The organism is Variovorax paradoxus (assembly GCF_000834655.1).
Taxonomy (GTDB): domain Bacteria; phylum Pseudomonadota; class Gammaproteobacteria; order Burkholderiales; family Burkholderiaceae_C; genus Variovorax; species Variovorax paradoxus_F.
Genome location: NZ_JXQQ01000038.1, coordinates 23,015 through 41,478, shown reverse-complemented (window position 1 = coordinate 41,478; position 18,464 = coordinate 23,015). Strand labels below are relative to the sequence as shown.

The 18,464-nt window shown below is 69.0% G+C and carries 18 protein-coding genes; 10 read left to right on the top strand and 8 right to left on the bottom strand.

Going from position 1 to position 18,464, the window contains the following annotated elements:
- Nucleotides 1-18 precede the first annotated feature (18 nt).
- Together RT97_RS17035 and RT97_RS17030 are read right to left on the bottom strand one after the other, a co-directional pair.
- Nucleotides 19-999 (bottom strand): PDR/VanB family oxidoreductase, encoded by a 981-nt coding sequence (locus tag RT97_RS17035; RefSeq protein ID WP_042579983.1) that lies wholly within the window; start codon nucleotides 997-999, stop codon nucleotides 19-21.
- On the bottom strand, nucleotides 996-2,255 hold the full coding sequence (locus RT97_RS17030) for a dienelactone hydrolase family protein (protein WP_042579982.1): 1,260 nt from the start codon (nucleotides 2,253-2,255) through the stop codon (nucleotides 996-998). Before RT97_RS17030 ends, RT97_RS17035 begins: the two co-directional genes overlap by 4 nt.
- 189 nt (nucleotides 2,256-2,444) lie before the next feature.
- On the opposite strand from RT97_RS17030, the gene RT97_RS17025 reads away from it, so the two are divergent.
- Nucleotides 2,445-3,632 carry an ABC transporter substrate-binding protein gene (locus tag RT97_RS17025; protein ID WP_042579981.1) on the top strand — a complete coding sequence of 396 codons (1,188 nt, stop codon included), beginning with the start codon at nucleotides 2,445-2,447 and terminating at the stop codon, nucleotides 3,630-3,632.
- 7 nt (nucleotides 3,633-3,639) lie between these two features.
- Here RT97_RS17025 and RT97_RS17020 read toward each other — a convergent pair whose 3' ends face one another.
- Nucleotides 3,640-4,641 carry an AraC family transcriptional regulator gene (locus tag RT97_RS17020; protein WP_042579980.1) on the bottom strand — a complete coding sequence of 334 codons (1,002 nt, stop codon included), beginning with the start codon at nucleotides 4,639-4,641 and terminating at the stop codon, nucleotides 3,640-3,642.
- A gap of 142 nt (nucleotides 4,642-4,783) precedes the next feature.
- Complete coding sequence (locus tag RT97_RS17015; RefSeq protein ID WP_042579979.1) at nucleotides 4,784-5,797, bottom strand: zinc-dependent alcohol dehydrogenase family protein; 1,014 nt, start codon at nucleotides 5,795-5,797, stop codon at nucleotides 4,784-4,786.
- 115 nt (nucleotides 5,798-5,912) lie between these two features.
- Here RT97_RS17015 and RT97_RS17010 point away from each other — a divergent pair, with 115 nt between their 5' ends.
- The 3 genes from RT97_RS17010 (at nucleotide 5,913) to RT97_RS17000 (ending at nucleotide 8,945) form a co-directional block, all read left to right on the top strand.
- Nucleotides 5,913-6,815, top strand: a complete 903-nt coding sequence (locus tag RT97_RS17010) for a LysR family transcriptional regulator (protein ID WP_042579978.1) — start codon at nucleotides 5,913-5,915, stop codon at nucleotides 6,813-6,815.
- A gap of 31 nt (nucleotides 6,816-6,846) precedes the next feature.
- On the top strand, nucleotides 6,847-7,719 hold the full coding sequence (locus RT97_RS17005; protein ID WP_042579977.1) for an alpha/beta fold hydrolase: 873 nt from the start codon (nucleotides 6,847-6,849) through the stop codon (nucleotides 7,717-7,719).
- A 98-nt stretch (nucleotides 7,720-7,817) separates the two neighbouring features.
- Nucleotides 7,818-8,945 (top strand): hypothetical protein, encoded by a 1,128-nt coding sequence (locus RT97_RS17000; protein ID WP_042579976.1) that lies wholly within the window; start codon nucleotides 7,818-7,820, stop codon nucleotides 8,943-8,945.
- A gap of 20 nt (nucleotides 8,946-8,965) precedes the next feature.
- Here RT97_RS17000 and RT97_RS16995 read toward each other — a convergent pair whose 3' ends face one another.
- Nucleotides 8,966-10,255 (bottom strand): LysR family transcriptional regulator, encoded by a 1,290-nt coding sequence (locus tag RT97_RS16995; RefSeq protein WP_042579975.1) that lies wholly within the window; start codon nucleotides 10,253-10,255, stop codon nucleotides 8,966-8,968.
- Nucleotides 10,256-10,383: 128 nt separating this feature from the next.
- Here RT97_RS16995 and RT97_RS16990 point away from each other — a divergent pair, with 128 nt between their 5' ends.
- From RT97_RS16990 to RT97_RS16970, 5 genes are read left to right on the top strand one after another with little or no spacing between them, the layout of a single operon-like run.
- Entirely contained in the window at nucleotides 10,384-11,412 is a 1,029-nt protein-coding gene (locus tag RT97_RS16990) for an amidohydrolase family protein (RefSeq protein WP_042579974.1), read from the top strand.
- A 3-nt stretch (nucleotides 11,413-11,415) separates the two neighbouring features.
- On the top strand, nucleotides 11,416-12,114 hold the full coding sequence (ligK, locus tag RT97_RS16985; protein ID WP_042579973.1) for a 4-carboxy-4-hydroxy-2-oxoadipate aldolase/oxaloacetate decarboxylase: 699 nt from the start codon (nucleotides 11,416-11,418) through the stop codon (nucleotides 12,112-12,114).
- An 11-nt stretch (nucleotides 12,115-12,125) separates the two neighbouring features.
- Nucleotides 12,126-13,436, top strand: coding sequence for a gallate dioxygenase (locus RT97_RS16980; RefSeq protein WP_042579972.1), 1,311 nt, complete (start codon nucleotides 12,126-12,128; stop codon nucleotides 13,434-13,436).
- A complete protein-coding gene (locus RT97_RS16975) occupies nucleotides 13,433-14,428 on the top strand; it encodes a Bug family tripartite tricarboxylate transporter substrate binding protein (RefSeq protein ID WP_042579971.1) in 996 nt (331 codons plus the stop codon). Before RT97_RS16980 ends, RT97_RS16975 begins: the two co-directional genes overlap by 4 nt.
- Before the next feature lie 5 nt (nucleotides 14,429-14,433).
- On the top strand, nucleotides 14,434-15,132 hold the full coding sequence (locus tag RT97_RS16970) for a substrate-binding domain-containing protein (RefSeq protein WP_080898332.1): 699 nt from the start codon (nucleotides 14,434-14,436) through the stop codon (nucleotides 15,130-15,132).
- On the opposite strand, the gene RT97_RS16965 is transcribed toward RT97_RS16970, so the two are convergent.
- The gene (locus RT97_RS16965) at nucleotides 15,123-15,527 is read right to left on the bottom strand and encodes a GFA family protein (RefSeq protein ID WP_042579969.1); all 405 of its coding nucleotides are present in this window, start codon (nucleotides 15,525-15,527) and stop codon (nucleotides 15,123-15,125) included. The two genes, RT97_RS16970 and RT97_RS16965, sit on opposite strands and share 10 nt — an antisense overlap.
- 90 nt (nucleotides 15,528-15,617) lie before the next feature.
- On the opposite strand from RT97_RS16965, the gene RT97_RS16960 reads away from it, so the two are divergent.
- Nucleotides 15,618-16,610, top strand: a complete 993-nt coding sequence (locus RT97_RS16960) for a helix-turn-helix transcriptional regulator (RefSeq protein ID WP_042579968.1) — start codon at nucleotides 15,618-15,620, stop codon at nucleotides 16,608-16,610.
- Here the strand turns inward: RT97_RS16960 and RT97_RS16955 are convergent.
- Nucleotides 16,585-16,926 (bottom strand): hypothetical protein, encoded by a 342-nt coding sequence (locus tag RT97_RS16955; protein ID WP_042579967.1) that lies wholly within the window; start codon nucleotides 16,924-16,926, stop codon nucleotides 16,585-16,587. The two genes, RT97_RS16960 and RT97_RS16955, sit on opposite strands and share 26 nt — an antisense overlap.
- A gap of 16 nt (nucleotides 16,927-16,942) precedes the next feature.
- The gene (locus tag RT97_RS16950; protein WP_042579966.1) at nucleotides 16,943-18,418 is read right to left on the bottom strand and encodes a DegQ family serine endoprotease; all 1,476 of its coding nucleotides are present in this window, start codon (nucleotides 18,416-18,418) and stop codon (nucleotides 16,943-16,945) included.
- Nucleotides 18,419-18,464 lie beyond the last annotated feature (46 nt).

Genomic DNA, 18,464 nt, shown 5'->3' with positions numbered 1-18,464 from the left:
GGGTCTCCTGAAGCGTCATCAGATGTCGAGCACCAGGTGCGGCGTCTTGGCGCGCGACACGCAGGTGCACAGGGTCTTGCCGCCCGCCTTCTCGCGCGGGCTCAGGTTGTGGTCGCGGTGGTCGGGCACGCCCTCCACCACGTCGACTGCGCACACGCCGCAGTCGCCCTGGCGGCAGTCGTACATCGGGTCGAGCCCGGCGGCGATCAGCACGTCCAGCAGACTCTGGCCGCGCGCCACCGTCAGCGTCTTGCCCGTGCGCAGCGTGCGCACCTCGAAGGCCGTGTCGCCGGCCTGCGAGATCGCGCCGGCGAAGAGCTCGAAGTGCACATGGTCGTCGGGCCAGCCCTGCGCGCGCGCGGTGTCGACCACGGCCTGCACCATGCCGCGCGGGCCGCAGACGTGCAGGTGGCGGCCGCTCTGCGGCGTCGCGAGCAGCGCGCGCAAGTCGAGGCCGCGCGCGGGGTCGCCGCCGTCGTGCACCACCGTGCCGCCGAGCGTGCGCACTTCGGCGAGGTAGGCGGTCGCCTCCTCGCTGCGCGTCGCATAGAAGAAGTCGAAGGCCCGGCCCTCGGCGGCCAGCGCGCGCGCCATGCACAGCAACGGCGTGATGCCGATGCCGCCTGCCAGCAGAAGCGGCCGCAAGCGGCCCTCGTCGCCTTCTTCACCTTTTTGCAGCGCGAAGTCGTTGCGCGGCGCGTGAGCGGCCAGCACCGCGCCGGGTGCGAGGCCGTGCATCCAGGCCGAGCCGCCCGTGCCCCCTGGCTCGTGCAGCACCGCGATCTCGTAGCTGCCGGAGCCATCGTGCGGCCGCACCAGCGAATACGCGCGCTGGCCGCTCGACGGCGCCGTCTGCACGCTCACGCTGAGGTGCGCGCCCGGTGCGAACGGCGGCAGGTCGCCGCCATTCGCCGGCCGCAGCACGAAGGCCTTGATGGCCGGCGTGAGCGGCGTGACCGAAGCCACCACCAGCGCCAGCATGTCCGTGCCCTGCGTCATCCGAGCGGCAGAGCGGGGTCGGCGATCGTGAGGCCGTCGGACTCGGGCCAACGCGGCATCAGCGTGTTCGACGGCAGCGTCTCGTCCACCAGCTTGCGCGCGGTCTCCACGCCCGCCACCGGCAGTCCCTTGGCATCGAGCAGGCCGATCTGCACCAGCACGCTGGCCTGGTCCCAATAGATGTGCTCGTGGTAGAGCTTGTCGCCGCGGAACTTAACGATGGCCACCAGCGGAATCTCCACCGGCTTGCCGGTCGGTGCGATGCCCGGCAGCATCCAGTCGATCTCCACCGTGTGGGTGAAGCGAAAGAGCATCTCGTCCACGATCTGCGTCGCGCCCACGGTGCGCGAGATGGGCGTGAGCTGCGTGTCGGGCGGCGTGGTCGGAATGAAATGGTGCTTGTAGAAGCGCGACAGCTCCTTCGCGCCCACGCCGCCGGTCATCGTCGGGATGTGGTTGACATAGGGCTCGCTCACCATCGTCCCCATGGTGGCGACCACGTCGCGCGTGGCGAACTCGTATTCGCAGTGCTTGTCCCAGAGCGCCGACAGGTCGTACACGGGCCCGATGGCCTCCTTGAAGAGCGCCATGGAGCGCTGGTGCGCCATGAGCGTGGAAGGCTTGTCGAAGTGCTCGCCGCCGGTGCGCGCGAAGGCGTGGTCCACGCCGGGGTAGACGTACATCTGCGCGCCGGCCTTGCCGGCAAAGGCCTCCAGCACCTGGGCGCGGGCCTCGGGCGGGCAGAACTTGTCGAGCTCGGCGAAGTGCAGCGCGATCGGGCATTCGATCTTTGGCACCAGGTCGAGCGCGGCCTCGATGCCGACGCCGTAGTAGCCCACCGCCGCATCCACGCCCGAATGCGCGGCCGCCAGGTAAGCCAGCTTGCCGCCGAGGCAATAGCCCAGCGCGCCCACCTTGCCGGTGCAGGCCGGGTGCGCGCGCAGCGCCTTCACGCTGGCGGTGACGTCGGCGATGCCGGCGTCGATGTCGAACTTCTGGAAGAAGCCGAAGGCGCGCTGCCAGTCTTCGGGCGAATAGCCGAGATCGACGCCGGGCTCCATGCGCCAGAAGAGATCGGGCGCGAGCACCACGTAGCCTTCCTCGGCGTAGAGATCGGCCACCTCGCGCACATAGGCGTTGATGCCGAAGATCTCCTGGCACAGCACGATGCCGGGGCCGCTGCCCGAGGCCGGCAGTGCGAGGTAGCCGCGAAAGCTGCGGCCGTCGCCGGCCGGGATGTCGATGTACTGGCTCATCGTGGGTGTCTCCTGAGTGATGGGGCTTGCGGCGCAATTCTGGGCAGCGCCCTCCCCCGGTGTCTGTCCACTTCTTGCAAGCGACGTCGCTGCAGGAAACGGATAGCCCGCCGCGGCGGCGGCACGCAGACTCCGACCCGCATTGCATTCACCCCCCACGCAACCGAATCCCTCCAGAGGAGATCTCTCATGTCGCAGGCAAGCATCCGGACGGCCTTGTTGGCCGTCGCCGTCGTCACCGGCGCATCGGCATCGTTGGCTCAGGGCCAACCCGTCAAGGTCGGCATCGCCATGGACCTCTCGGGCCCGTTCGCCGTCGGCGGCGCCGAGGCCAAGGCCGGCTTCGCGGTGGCGATGAAGCAGCTCAACGGCAAGCTCGGCGGCGTGCCGGTCGAGTTCGTCGAGGCCGACACCGCCGGGAACCCCGACCTCGCCCGCCAGGTGGTGGAGCGCATGCTGCTGCGCGACAAGATCGACCTGTTCACCGGACCCATCGGCTCGTCGGTCGCGCTGGCCGTGGGGCCACCGCTCTTCGCCGCCAAGGTGCCCTACCTGTCGAGCAACACCGGGCCTAGCGACTACTCGGGCGCCAAGTGCAACCCCTACTTCTTCGGCGCGTCGTACCCGAACGATGCGTACCACGAGGCCGCGGGCAAGTTCGCGAGCGACAAGGGCTTCAAGAAGGTGGCGCTCATCGCACCCAGCTACCCCGGCGGCAAGGACGCGGCCAGCGGCTTCAAGCGCAACTTCAAGGGCGCCGTGGGCGACGAGCTCTACACCAAGCTCGGCCAGCTCGACTACTCGGCCGAGCTTGCGCAGATCCGCGCGAGTAAGCCGGATGCGCTCTATTTCTTCCTGCCCGGCGCGATGGGCGTGAGCTTCATCAAGCAGTTCGTGGGGGCGGGCCTGTCGAAGGACGTGGCGTTGATCTCCACCGCCTTCTCGGCCGACGAGGACATGATCCCCGCCGTGGGCGAGCCGATGCTCGGGCTCTTCAACACCGCGCATTGGTCCTACGACCTGGACAACCCCGCCAACCAGCGCTTCGTGGCCGAGTTCCGCCAGCAGAACAACGGGCGCAACCCCTCGTTCTATGCCGGCCAGGCCTACGACGTGCTGATGGCCATGGACGCGGCCGTGCGCGACGCCGGCGGCAAGGTGGCCGACCGGCCCGCGCTGCTCAAGGCGATCAAGGCCGCGAAGTACAAGTCGGTGCGCGGCGACTTCAGCTACGGCGCCAACAACTTTCCCATCCAGAACTACTACCTGCGCGTGATCGGCAGGGACGCGAGCGGCCGCATCACCAACAAGGTGATCGGCACCGTGCTGCAGAACTACCAGGACACCACGGCCGCCAAGTGCGCGATGAAGTCCTAGAGCAGGCCTAGTGTCTGGAGGTCTCGCGCGGGAGCTGGCCGAAGCGCTCCCGGTAGCAGGCGGCAAAACGGCTCAGATGCGAGAAGCCGCAGTCGAGCGCGATCTGCGTCACGCTCGCGCCGTCGTGCCGCGCAAGCTGCGCATGCGCCGCATCGAGCCGCATGTTGCGCAGCACCTCCATCGGCGACAGCTCGCGGTGGCGCCGGAAGAGCTGCGCCAGCGTGCGGCGGCTCACGCCCGCGGCGTCGGCCACGTCCTCGAGCGAGAGCGCCGCATCGAGCCGGCTGCGCATGAACTCCTCAGCGCGCTGCAGTTGCCGCAGGCCGGTCGCCTCCGACCCGAGGCGCAGCGCGTCGTGCCGCCGCCGCACCGAGTTGGGCCGGTGGCACAGCAGGTAGAGCATGAGGTTGTCCTCGCAGTGGGCGAGCCAGCGCGGGTCGTACGAAGGGCTGTCGCTCGCAGAAGGCAGCAGCGACGCGAGGTTGGCCACCATGCGGCACCACTGCGTGCCGGCAGCGTCGTCCAGCCTGAGGGGCATGTCGAAATCGATCTCGCCCACCTCGTCGGCATGGCGCGTGGCGAAGGCGCGGCGCGCCACCTCCTGCAGGCGGCTGAGTTCGATCTTGAGCATCAGTTGCTCGCAGTCGGCATGCCAGCGCAGCCGCACCGGCTTGTGCGCCGAGACCACCGCGCCCTGCCCCGGATGGATGTGCAGCGTCTGGCCGCCGGTGTGGATTTCGGCATGGCCGCGCAGCGGCATCTGCACCAGCACGAAGTTGCCCAGCGCATCGGGCTCGATGTCGACGTCGCAGCCATAGCGCAGGATGCACAGCGACAGTGCGCCCAGCTCGGCGCGGCAGAAGACCGAATCGACCTTGCCGTGCCCCCAGACGCTGCGGTGGTCCTTCAGTTCATGGGCGACCAGCGCATGGGTTTCGTCCGCCTCGCGCGAGCGGAACACCTCGCGTCCGTACAAGGGAGAAAGCTGCTGGCTCGACCATGCGTCCACGGGCACTCCTGGGGGTCAGGGGGTTGGAAACCGTTGTTTGCCACTGGGGGCGTGCCCGCAATCTACCGCCGGGTCGCGCTTGCCGCCATGGGGCTTGCCCCGACGTGCAAGAAGCTTGCCCGGCCCTCCCCCGGCGCACCGGTCAGACCGTGAGAACCACCTTGCCGACGTGCCCGGCGCGTTCCAGGTATCGGTGCGCCTGCACCACGTCGCCGAATGCGAACTCGCGGTCGATCCGCACCCGCAGCGTGCCGCCGGCAAGGCCCGCGTCGATGAACGCCAGCGCACGGCCGAGCGCGCCCTCGTCGCGGGGCAGGCCCATCGTGGGCGCACCCGTGTGCTCCAGCACCTTGTACACATGGAAGCGCCAGCTCTTGCGGAATTGCGCGACCGCCGGGTACTTGAACTCGGCGCCGCCCGACAGGCCGTACAGGACGTACCAGCCGCGGTGCGCGACCACGTCGCCGAGCCGCTCGACCTGCGCGCCGCCAACGCCGTCGTACACAAGCTCGACGCCTCGGCCCTCGGTGAGCGTCAACACGCGCTCGACCGCGTCTTCCTCGTCCGTGACGACCACGTGCGCGGCACCGGCATCCCGCAGCGCCTCGCGCTTGGCGGCCGTGCGGGTGACGGCGATGGCGACGATGCCCGCCGCACGCGCCATCTGCAGCGCCGCGATGCCGGTGCCCGACGACGCCCCGGTGACGAGCACCGTCTGCCCGCGCTGCAGCCGCGCCATCTCGAACATCGGAAAGTAGCCCGTGAGGTAGGCCATGTACGCGCCCGCGGCTTGCGCGGCCGACAGGCTGGGCGGATACCGCACCACATGCGTGGCCGGAAAAAGGATGCTGTCGCCGTAGGTCGGGTACAGCCCCTGGCTCGCGCCCGGCAGCACCGCGACCCGGTCCCCTACGCGCAAACCGTCGACGCCTTCGCCCACGGCTTCGATGACGCCCGCGGCCTCGTTGCCGAGGCCCGCCGGCAGCGTTGCATCCTCGATGTAGAGCCTCTCGCGCCACAGCGCATCGGCCCGGTTCAGGCCGATGGCCTGCACCGCGATGCGCACCTCGCCAGCCCCCGGTGCCGGGGTCGGGGCCTCCTCGATCTTCAGGACCTCGGCGCCCCCGAATGCGTGAAAGCGAACCATCTTGCCCATCGAAATCTCCTGCTTCAAACGATCGATGGCTCGAATCTAGAAGCCGCGGGACAATCGAGGAAATCGATTCGCGGGATATCGGCTATGCGCGCAATCGATATCTCCAGGAATACCGATGAAGCCCATCGAACTCAATCGCATCGACCTGAACCTGCTCACCGTGCTGGCCGCGCTCATGCGCGAGCGGCACGTCAGCCGCGCGGCGGAGCGGCTGAACCTCGGCCAGCCTGCGGTGAGCCATGCGCTGGCGCGGCTGCGCGAACTCACCGGCGATCCGCTGCTGGTGCGCCAGGGCCGCGTGATGGAGCCGACCGAGCGCGCGCTGGCGTTGATGCAGGGCCTGGGCCCCGCGCTCGAACAGATCGAGGCCACGTTCCGCGCGCAGGCCGACTTCGAGCCCGAGCGTGCCGCGCCGGTGTTCCGCATCGGCCTGACCGACGACCTGCAGATCGCGATGCTGCCCCGCCTGCTGCGCGCCCTCAGCGCCGAAGTGCCAGGCGCCAGGCTGGTGACGCTCACGGTCTGCTACCGCAACGCCATGCGCTATCTGGAGCAGGGAGAGGTCAGCGCGGTGATGTCTTTCCTGAAGGACCTGCCCGCCGATGCGAAGGTGCGCAAGGTCCGCACTGCGCGCTTCGCCATGCTGCGCGCCGACACCGTGCCCGGGAAGCTCTCGCTCGACGACTACTGCCGGCGTCGCCACGTGCTCGTGACCTATGCCGGCGACCTGTGCGGCACTGTCGACGAAACGCTCGGCGAAATCGGGCGGCAGCGCGACGTGGCCTTCTCGGTGCCGCAGTTCGGCAGCCTCCCCGCCGTGCTCGCCGGCACCGACCTGCTGGCCACCGTGCCCGAGCACGTGGCGCTGGCGCTGTCCGCGCAAGGCGGGCTTCGCTTCGAGGCCCTGCCTTTCGAAAGCCCCGACTACCAGATCAAGCTCGCCTGGCGCGCGGTGACGGACAAGGACTCGGCGGAGATGTGGCTGCGCAAGGCGATGCTGAGGGCCTTCAACGACTAGGATGGCAACCCTCTTCCACAGAGGACACCGCATGCCAAATACCGAGACAAACTTCGAACTGACCGCCAACGACGGCCACCCGGTGGAAGCCCATCGCTGGCAAGGCGCCGCACCGCAGGCCATCGTGCAGCTCGCGCACGGCATGGGCGAGCATTCGCTGCGCTATCGCCCGCTCGCCGATGCGCTCACGCAGGCCGGCTGCGTGGTCTACGCGAACGAGCACCGCGGCCATGGCGCCTATGCCTCGGCGAACAACGAACTGGGTGAATTCGGCCCGCGCAATTTCGCCGGCCTCGTGGACGACATGGCGCTGCTGAGCCGGCATGCGCGCGCCGCGCACCCCGGCCTGCCGCTCATCCTCATCGGCCACAGCATGGGCTCGTTCGCCACGCAGTACTACCTGGTGCGGCACAGCGAGCTGCTGTCCGGCGCGGTGCTCTCGGGCACCGCGGCGCTGGACCTGCTGGGCACCGCGCTGCAGAGCGGGTTCCGCCTCGAAGACATGAACGCCGCGCTGCCCGAGGTGCGCACGCCGTTCGACTGGCTCAGCCGAGACCCTGCGCAAGTCGACAAGTACATCGCCGATCCGCTGTGCGGCTTCACTGTCTCGGCCGAGGGGCTGGGTTCGATGTTCGCGAACCTCGAGGACCTGACGCCCACGGCCATGCAATCGCGCATCCGGTCCGAGCTGCCGCTGTACCTCTTCATCGGCGATCAGGACCCGGTCAGCAACAAGGCCGAATGGTTCTATCCGCTGGTGCAGCGCTACCGCGATGCGGGGCTGCGCGATGTGTCGTGTCATGTGTTCGGCGGCGCGCGCCACGAGACGCTGAACGAAACCAACCGGGATGAAGTCGTGGCGGTGCTGCTGGCGTGGCTTGCGCGCGTCGTGCGCAAGCCCTGAAGGCCGGGCGCTAGCCGGTTGAAGCGCCGCCATCCGGGGCGCCGCACATGCGCCGGAGGCCGACACGCCGACATGGCGAGGTCTGGTAGAACAACGCCATGGCGACTCCTCTCGCGTCCTCCATCCTCCAACTGCTGTTCGGCGTGGACATCGGCACCTCCGATGAAACCGCAGGCAATCGCTTCGCGATCGAAGGCCTCGCCTGGGGACCGGAAAAGGATGGCGCGGCCAGCATCCGCATCGATCGACTCGAAGCGACATCCCTTCAGCTCACCTCGGGGGAGCTCACGCTGGAAATCGGCCGTGTGGCCGTGCGCGGCCTCGTTGCGCAGATACGCAACGAGGCCGGCGCGCCGCAGTTGGCCGGCGTCGAGGCGCCTGAGGCCGAGTTCTCGGGCCTGAAGCTGCATGGCCCTTTGCGCGTGCCGCCGCAGCTGCACGAGGCATGGAACACCGCGCCCGCCGCCGAGGCCCTGGCCTCTCAGGCATCGGCCGACGAGACAAGCCTCGCCCCGCTCGGCACGGCCCACGGCACCATCCGCGGACAGATCACCGATGCGCACCTGCTCTTCGATGCCGATGTGACGGTGCCGGTACGCGGTGGGCAGATCGATTTCAACGACGCGACGGTCGAGCACATCGGCCCCGACTCGCGCATGGGCGTGAGCCGCCTGGGCATCTATGTCGATGCGCCCAACGGCCGCAGCTACGTCTACCAGTTCGCCTCGGCCCCGCTCGCCGGCGTGACGTTCGAACGCCGCGGCGCACTGCTGAGCCGGTGGGTCTCCGAGCGCGGCAAGCTGCAGTTGCAGGAATTCGCCGAGTCGATGCTGCGCCGGGGCCGCGGCCAGGGGCACGAGGGGCTGACCGAGCAGGCACGCCAGCTGCTGGGACGCACCTCGCTGTCCGGTGACCTGCAGCTGGGCGACGGGCGCTTCGTGCTCCCGGGATTGCGAGGCCAACTGGAAGGCCGCGACGACGGCCGCAACCGCATCGGCTTGCATTCCGAGGCCGTGGGCCGCGGCGTGACGACGGAGATCGACTCGCTGTCGGTCCGTGACGCGGCCACCGCGGCGAAGAATGCGCACCTGCGCTGCGACACGCTTCAGGCGAAGCTCAGGCTCCAGCTTGTGTCAGAAGACGCAGGGATGCGCTTCGTGCTCGATCTCGAGAGCGGAACCGCTGCAGGACTCCGGTTCGATCGAAGCGCACCCGCGGCCCAGTGAGCGCCGATCGAAAGCGCCGATCAACCACCCGCTCGCTGCACCGTCGCCCGGAAATCCGGGGACCGCGCCACCACCGCCGCGATTTCCGCCATCAACGCCCTCGCCCCGGGTGACGCCAATGCGCCCTGCCGCTGCGTCAGCCCGATCTCGCGCCGCGTCTCGTCGAGCGGAAAGTCCAGCACCACGAGGCTGCCGTCGCGTATCTCGTAGCGCAGCTGGTGCGGGGAGATCGCGGTCAGCATGTCGCTCTCCAGCAGCAGGCCGCGCAGCACGGCGAGGTCGCCGGTTTCCACTGCGGGAATCGGCGGCGCCTCGCGCGCCGACGAAAAGAACCGTTCGAGCAGTTCGCGCGAGGGCGTGTTGTGCCGCGACAGCGCCCAGGTCGCCTGCCGCAGCGCATCGAAGTCGATGCGCTTCGCATGCGCCAGCGGGTGGCCCGCGCGCGCGATCACCGAGATGCGGTCTTCGAACAGCGCTTCCTGCTGCAGGTCCTTGGCCTCGGCGGGGCTGCGCAGCGCGCCGAGGATGAAGTCGATGTCGCCGCTGCGGAGCAGCGCGGCCAGCGCGTCGTACGGGCTCTCGACCGTGGCGACGTGCAGCCGCGGATGCCGCGCGAGCAGCGAGGCGATGGCCAGCGGCAGCACCTGCGTGCGCCCGAGCGGAAGCGCGCCGACGGTCACGCTCCCCTGCAGCGTGCCTTCGCTCGCAGCGATGTCGGGCCCGATGTGGCGCAGCTCCGCGAGCACGCGCTTGAAGTGGAAGGCCACGATCTCGCCGGCCAATGTGGGCGCGAGGCCGCGCGCCTTGCGCTCGAGCAGCACAGCGCCGAGCCCGCCCTCCAGGTCCTTCAGCGCGCTGCTGATGGCCGGCTGGGTGATGCCGAATGCGCGCGCGACCACTGGCATGTTGCGCTTCTCGACCAGGCTCGCAATGACCGCGAGCCGCCTGCCGTTGAGGATCGAGGCAAACAGCGATGGCACATCGGCGGCCGCGCCGATGCCGCCGCGCGCGACGAGCTGCACGCGCGCATCCTCGAACTCGCGCTCGATGCGGCGCGCGCGCACCAGCACCAGCTCGCCGTAGGAGTTGAGCGCCATGCCGCGCGCGCGGCGGTCGAACAGCGGCCGGCCCAGCACGCTCTCGAGCTCCGAGATCGAGCGCGTGACGCCCGAGGCGACGCGGTACAGGCGCTCGTCCGCGGCCCTGGCGATGCTGCCGGCCGCGGACACGGCCGAGAACGCGCGCAGGTGGCGCAGGTTGATGGCGAGCGCGCTGCCGATCACTTTGTCTTGCTGGTTCGCCGGACTCATTTCGATCCCCGGGGTAAACCCTATCGATAAGAAAGTCTGATGTTAGGGCAACCCGAACTCACCCCACGCGAGGGCGTGTGCAACCACACTCGATGCATTCGAGCCAACAACCGATTGGGTTGCAACAAATGATCATCGACTGCCACGGCCACTACACCACCGCGCCCAAGGCGCTGGAAAACTGGCGCAACCAGCAGATTGCAGGGCTGAAAGACCCCGCGATGAAGCCCCGCGTCGCCGACCTGAAGATCAGCGACGACGAGCTGCGCGAATCCATCGAAGGCAACCAACTGCGCCTCATGAAGGAGCGCGGCAGCGACCTCACGATCTTCAGCCCGCGCGCAAGCTTCATGGCGCACCACATCGGCGACTTCGAAACCTCGTCGATCTGGGCGGCGATCTGCAACGAGCTGTGCTTCCGGGTGAGCGAGCTCTTTCCCGATCACTTCATCGGCGCGGCGATGCTGCCGCAGTCGCCCGGCGTGGACCCGCGCAGCTGCATCCCCGAGTTGGAGCGCTGCGTGCGCGACTACGGCTTCGTGGCAATCAACCTCAACCCCGACCCCTCGGGCGGGCACTGGACCTCGCCGCCGCTGTCCGACCGCCACTGGTACCCGCTCTACGAGAAGATGGTCGAGCACGACATCCCGGCGATGGTGCATGTCAGCACGAGCTGCAACGCGTGCTTCCACACCACCGGCGCGCACTACCTGAATGCGGACACCACCGCGTTCATGCAGTGCCTCACTTCCGACCTCTTCACCGACTTTCCGACGCTGCGCTTCGTGATCCCGCACGGCGGCGGCGCGGTTCCCTACCACTGGGGGCGCTTTCGCGGGCTCGCGCAGGAAATGAAGAAGCCGCTGCTCAAGGACCACCTGCTTAACAACATCTTCTTCGACACCTGCGTGTATCACCAGCCGGGCATCGACCTGCTCACGCGCGTGATTCCCGTCGACAACATCCTCTTTGCGAGCGAGATGATCGGCGCGGTGCGCGGCATCGATCCGGAGACCGGGTTCTTCTACGACGACACGCGCCGCTACATCGACGCGACGCCGATGCTCGACGCCCAGACGCGCCACAAGGTTTTCGAAGGCAACGCACGCCGCGTCTATCCGCGCCTCGACCGCGCACTCATCGCCAAAGGCCTCTGACCCATGTCCAACACCCTTCAACAACAACTTGGCGTCGTCCATCGCAACATCGTGCGCGCCGACGCGGCCGCCGTCGAAAAGCTCTCGCGCTTCGGCGTCTCGACCGTGCATGAAGCGCTCGGCCGGCTCGGCCTGATGCAGCCGCGCATCCGCCCCATCCACCCCGATGCGCGCTTCTGCGGCACGGCCGTCACCGTGCTGCTGCAGCCCGGCGACAACTGGATGCTGCATGTCGCGGCCGAGCAGATCCAGCCCGGCGACGTCGTGGTGGCCGCCTGCACCAGCGACAGCACCGACGGCTTCTTCGGCGACCTGCTGGCCACCTCGTTCAAGGCGCGCGGCTGCAAGGGCCTGGTGATCGACGGCGGCGTGCGCGACGTGCGCGACCTGAACGCGATGCGCTTCCCGGTGTTCAGCCGCGCCATCCATTCGAAGGGCACCATCAAGGCGACGCTCGGCTCGGTCAACGTGCCGGTGGTGTGCGGGGGCGCGCTGGTGAACCCCGGCGACGTGGTCGTTGCCGACATCGATGGCGTGGTGGTGGTGCCGGCAGCGCGCGCGCAGCAGGTGGCCGACGCCGCCGAAGCCCGCGAGTCCAACGAGACCGCCAAGCGCGAGCGCTTCGCCGCGGGCGAAATGGGCCTGGACATGTACGCGATGCGCGAGCCGCTGGCCAAGGCGGGCCTGCGCTACATCGACTGAAGGAGACGGCCATGGCTCGCATCATCGGCGCCGTCGCGTGCTCGCACACGCCCACCATCGGCTTCGCGTACGACAAGCAGAAGCAGCAGGACCCGGTGTGGGCGCCGATCTTCGAGGCCTTCGCGCCCGTTCAGCGCTGGCTCGCCGAGCGCAAGCCCGACGTGCTCTTCTTCATCTACAACGACCACGTCAGCTCGTTCTTCTTCGACCATTACTCGGCCTTCTCGCTCGGCGTGGGCGAGCGGCATGCGGTGGCCGACGAAGGCGGCGGCGCGCGCGACCTGCCTGCCCTCGCGGGCCATCCGGCGCTCGCGCAGCACATCGGGCGCTCGCTGGTGGCGGACGAGTTCGACATGTCGTTCTTCCAGGACCGCGCGCTCGACCACGGCGTGTTTTCGCCGATGTCGCTGCTGTGTCTGCACGAGCCCGAATGGCCCACGCCGGTGATCCCGCTGCAGGTCGGCGTGCTGCAGTCGCCCGTGCCCTCGGCGCGGCGCTGCTACCGGCTCGGGCAGGCACTGCGCCGCGCGATCGAGAGCTACCCCGAAGACCTCAAGGTGGCCATCGTCGCCACCGGCGGCCTGTCGCACCAGGTGCACGGCGAGCGCGCAGGCTTCAACAACACCGCATGGGACGCGCAGTTCCTCGACCTCATCGAGAACGACCCGGTGCGCCTGGCCGAAATGACGCAGGCCGAGCTCGCGGCGCTCGGCGGCATGGAGGGCGCCGAGGTCATCATGTGGCTGGTGATGCGCGGCGCGCTCTCGTCCAACATCCGCAAGACGCACCAGAGCTACTACCTGCCGTCGATGACGGGCATCGCGACCGCCGTCTACGAGAACCTCGCGAGCCCGCCGGTGGCCGGCGAGGTGGATCGCCACCGCCGTCACATGGATGAGCAACTGGCCGGTATCGAATCGCTGGCAGGCACGCACCCCTTCACGCTCGCGACCAGCGTGCGCGCATACCGCCTCAACAAGTTCCTGCACGGCATGACGCGGCCCGCGCATCGCGCCCTCTTCCTCGCCGATGAAGAAGCCGCGTTCGAGGCGGCGGCATTGACCCCGCAAGAACGCACGCTGGTGCGCGAACGCGACTGGCGCGGGCTCATCCACTACGGCGTGATCTTCTTCATGCTGGAGAAGCTGGGCGCGGTGGTCGGCGTCTCGAACCTGCACATCTATGCCGCCATGCGCGGCCAGACGCTGGAAGCGTTCCAGCAGACACGCAACGCGCCCGGCGCGCTGTATTCGGTGGCCGGCAAGGATGCCGCGCCGCAGACCTGGGACGCACAGCAGTCCCAACCTTCCGTGAAACCATGAAGACCTCCTCCCTCCGCCGCCCATTCCTCGCCCTCTCGCTCACCCTCGCCGGGGCGCTTGCGCTCGGCGCTTCGATCCGCGCAAGCGCCGCGGACGCCTACCCTTCCAAGCCCGTGAAGATCCTCGTCGGCTACAGCGCCGGCGGCGCGGTCGATGCCATCGCGCGTTCGGTCGGCCAGCGCATGGCGAGCATCCTCGGCCAGCCCGTGGTCGTGGAGAACAAGCCTGGCGCCGGCACCAACATCGCGATCAAGTCGCTGACCACGAGCGCGCCCGATGGCTACACGCTGCTGCTGGCGGCCAATGCGCTGGCGGTGAACCCTTCGATGTACCAGCCCGCGCCCTACGACCTGGACCACGACTTCACGCCGATCTCGATGGTCGGCCGCGTGCCCGTGGTGTTCGCGGTGCGCGAGGGCTCGCCGATCAGGACGCTGCCCGAGTTCGTGGCCGCAGCCAAGGCCAAGCCGGGCGGCGTGACCGTCGCGACACCGGGCAACGGCGCGACGCCGCACCTGGCGATGGAACTGTTCCAGCACACCGCCGGCCTCAAGCTGAGCCACGTGCCCTACAAGGGCGGCGCGCAGGCGATCACCGACGTGCTCGGCGGGCATGTCGACGTGGTGGCGGTCAATGCGCTCGAAGTGCTGCCGCTCGTGAAGGGCGGCAAGCTGAAGGTGCTCGCGGTGATGAGCACCGAGCGCTCCGCCGTGCTGCCGGGCGTGCCGACGGTGGCCGAGTCGGGCTACCCGGGGTTCGAGGCCAGCGTCTGGTATGGCTTCGTGGCGCCCGCGGGGTTGCCCAAGCCAGTGCTGGAGAAGCTGCACGATGCGGTGCAGAAGGCGATCGATTCGAAAGAGGTGCGCGAGCAGCTCGCAGCAGCCGGCGGCGTGCCGCTGCCCGGACCGACCGCGCAGTTCGAGAAGCTGCTCAAGAGCGACGCGGCCCGCTACGGCAAGCTGATCCGCGAAGCCAACATCAAGCCGGACTGACCCGCATGCCAACGCCCCTCCGGGGAATCTGCTCGATGGCGACCCGCGGGTTGCTGGACGAGCTTGCGGCCGCGTACACGCAGCGCACCGACGTGCCGGTTTCGTTCGTGGCGGTGGGCGGTGTCGAAGCCGCGCGGCGCGTGGCCGATGGCGAGCAGTTCGACGTGGTGGCGCTGGCCTCGGATGCGATCGACAAGCTCGTTGCCGCGGGCAGGCTCGATGCGGCAGGCAAGGTCGATATCGTTCGTTCGGAGGTCGGCATCGCGGTGCCTGCGGATGCACAGCCGCCCGGCATTGCCACCGAGGATGCGGTGCGCCACGCCGTCCGGGCGGCAGCCCGCATCGCCTATTCGACCGGCCCGAGCGGCGTTGCGCTGATTGCCTTGTTCGAGCGCTGGGGCATCGCCGATGACATTCGCGGTCGCCTCGTGCAGGCGCCGCCGGGCGTGCCGGTCGGCTCGCTGGTCGCGCGCGGCGAGGCTGCGCTGGGGTTCCAGCAGATGAGCGAATTGATCGGCGTCGAAGGCATCCGGTTGCTCGGCCCGCTGCCGCCGGAAATCCAGATCGTCACGACTTTCTCCGCGGCACTGGGCCTCGGCGCTGCGCAGCCGGCCGAGGTGCGCAGCCTGCTCGACTTCATGGCCTCGGACGACAGCGCCGAAGCCAAGCGCCGCCACGGCATGGCGCCCGCCCCTCAGAGGTAACGCACCTCGGCCGGCACCTCGAACCAGTTGTTGTTGCGCCCGTCCATGTGGCGCACCGGGGCGGTCGAGAGTTCTTCCAGCGTCGCGTCGTCCAGGCAGGTCACGTTCACGCTGACGTAGGCGCCGCCGATCTCCGGCACGTTGCCGCGCCCGAACGACTTGATGCCGCAGGTCCTGCAGAAAAGATGCTCCGCGCTGTACGAACCGAACTGGTAGCTCGACAGGTCCTGTTCGCCCGAGAGGAGCGTGAAGTCTTCGGGCTTGACGATCGCGCCCCAGCCGCGGGACTTCATGCAGATCGAGCAATTGCACTTGCCGGTGCCTGCGGCCAGGTCGATCAGGGCCTGGAAGCGAACCTTGCCGCAGTGGCAGCTGCCGTTGTATGTCTTCTTCATGGGAATGTCCTTGGAGCGGTTGGAGAGAAACCCGAGGCTACGACCCATTGCGGACAGATTCTGTCCTCGATCCGGGGCATCATGCGGCCCATGCTGTCTGCCTCCGCACGCCTGATCCGCCTCCTCTCCCTGTTCCAGGCCCAACGCTCCTGGACGGGCGCCGGGCTGGCCGAACGCCTCGAGATCACCGAACGCACGCTGCGCCGCGACGTCGACCGCCTGCGCACCCTCGGCTACACGGTCGATTCGACCTCGGGCGTGGCCGGCGGCTACCGGCTGGGCGCGGGCACCGCCCTGCCCCCGCTGCTGCTGGAAGACGAAGAGGCCATTGCGGTGGCGCTGGGCCTGGGCAACCCGAGCGACGGCAAGGGCGACATCGAGAACGCCTCGATGCGCGCGCTGGCCAAGCTGGAGCAGTTGATGCCGCCGCGCCTGCGCAAGCGCCTGGACAGCGTGCGCGCGTCGGTGGTGCCGATCGCGCGCGGCAAGTCGGAAGTGCGGCTGAAGGCGGTCACGCTGTTCGCAGAAGCCTGTACCGACCGGGCCGAATTGCGCTTCGACTACCGCGACCACCACGCGAAGGCGACCGCGCGCACGGTGGAGCCGCACCGCGTGGTGCAGACGGGCCAGCGCTGGTACCTGCTGGCCTGGGACACGGCGCGCGAAGACTGGCGCACCTTTCGCCTCGACCGCATCGTGGCGCCCGTGCCGACAGGCGCGCGCTTCGCGGCACGCAGGCTGCCGCACGGCGATGTGGCGGCGTACATGGAGCAGGCGCTGCGGATCTCGCCCTACCTGCACTACGCGCGCATCGTGGTGCATGCGCCGGCCAAGGCGCTCGAGGCGCACCTGGGCTGGGTGGGCGGCGTGCCGGAGGCGATCGACGAAGGCACGACGCGCATTTCAACCGCGGCCAATTCGCTGGATGCGCTGGCCGTCTGGCTCGGTTGCCTCGGGCACGACTTCGAGGTCGAAATACCGAACGAACTGGTCGAACACATCGCGCGCGTGGCCGAGCGGCTCGGCAAGGCTGCACGCAGGCGATCAGGAGCGCGGGTCAGCGCAGCGCAAACGCCAGCGTGACCGCGCCGAGCGCCAGCAGCCCAAGCCCGGCAATGAACACAACCTCCCCCCAGGTCTCCAGCCGCACGCCCGAGCGGCGCGAACGCATCGAGATGAACGACAGCAGCGCGCTGGCCAGGAAGACCAGCGCGTCGATGGCAAGGAGCCTGTCGATCAGGAGCCGCATGTCGTCGCGCGGTCCGAGGTGGCCGATCGACATGACGGTCATGCACACGCCGATCATCGTGGCCGACGTGGGCAGGATGTGCGCGGAGAGGCCGCTGGCCGCCGCGCGCTCCTGAACCACGACGAGGGGCCGTTGGCCTGGCGGCTTCATCCGCTGCGCCCTGCGGTCAGCCGATGCGAACCGGGACGAAGATCTTGTCTTCGCCGCGCTGGATCAGGAGCGCCACCGACTTGTTGGTGGCCTTCGCCACCACCTCGCGCACCTGCTCCAGGCTCTGCGCCGGCGTGCCGTTGATGGCCAGCAGCACGTCGCCGGCCTGCACGCCAGCCTGTGCCGAGGGGCCCGCCGCGTCTTCGATCAGGAGGCCGCTCTCGACGCCGGCCTCGCGCTTCTCCTGCGGCTGCAGGGGGCGCAACGCCAACCCGAGCTTGCCCTGGCCCGTGCCGGTGTCGGCCTTGGCCACCTGGGCCGGCTTGTCGCTGGCATCGCCCAGCTTGGCCTGCAGCTCCTGGCGTTCGCCCTGGCGCCACACCTCGAGGGTGACCTTCTTGCCCGGCGCCTGCTGGCCGATCACCGCGGGCAGGTCGCCCGAGGAGACGATGGCCTGGCCGTCGACCTTGCGGATCACGTCGCCCGCCTTCAGGCCCGCCTTGTCGCCGGGGCCGCCCTTCTCGATGTTCGAGACCAGCGCGCCTTCGGGCTTGTCGAGCTTGAACGAATCGGCGAAGGCCTGGTTCACCTCCTGCACCGCGACGCCCAGGCGCGCGTGCGAGGCCTTGCCGGTCGCGACGATCTGGTCCTTCACCTGCACGGCGACGTCGATCGGGATCGCGAACGACACGCCCTGGTAGCCGCCGCTGCGGCTGTAGATCTGCGAGTTGATGCCGACCACCTCGCCGCGCGTGTTGAGCAGCGGGCCGCCGGAATTGCCCGGGTTCACCGCGACGTCGGTCTGGATGAACGGCACGTAGCTGTCGTCGGGCAGCGACCGGCCCTTGGCGCTCACGACGCCGGCGGTCACGGTGTTCTCGAAGCCAAAGGGCGAGCCGATGGCCAGCACCCATTCGCCGACCTTCAGGTCCTTGGTGTTGCCAAGGGCCAGCACGGGCAGGTTCTTCGCATCGATCTTCAGCACGGCGATGTCGGTCTTGGCATCGGCGCCCAGCACCTTGGCGCGGTATTCGCGGCGGTCGGTCAGCTTGACGGTGACCTCCTTGGCGTCCTTCACGACGTGGGCGTTGGTGATGATGATGCCGCTCGGGTCGACGATGAAGCCCGAACCCTGTGCGCGCACCGGCACGTCGCGTTGTTGCTGGTGGCCGCGCGGGCTCTGGCCCTGGAAGCGGCGGAAGAACTGGAACATCGGGTCTTCGGGGTCGATGCCCTGGATCTCGGCCGCGGCTTCGTCGTCGGACGCCTTCATGGTGCCGGTCACGCTGATGTTGACCACGGCGGGGCCGTCGCGCGAGGTGATGGTCGAGAAGTCGGGCAGCGTCACCATCGCGGGGGCCGCGGCGATGGGGGTGGCGTTGGTCGGTGCGCTCACGGCGCTGGTGTAGGCGCCGGCACCGATGGCGCCGATCACGCCGGCGCTCGCCAGGGCGATCACCAGGGCGCGGGGGGAAGTCAGGCGGGTGTTCATGGGTCGGTTCCTTTCAGTTGCGTTTGGACGCAAAACACGATGAAAG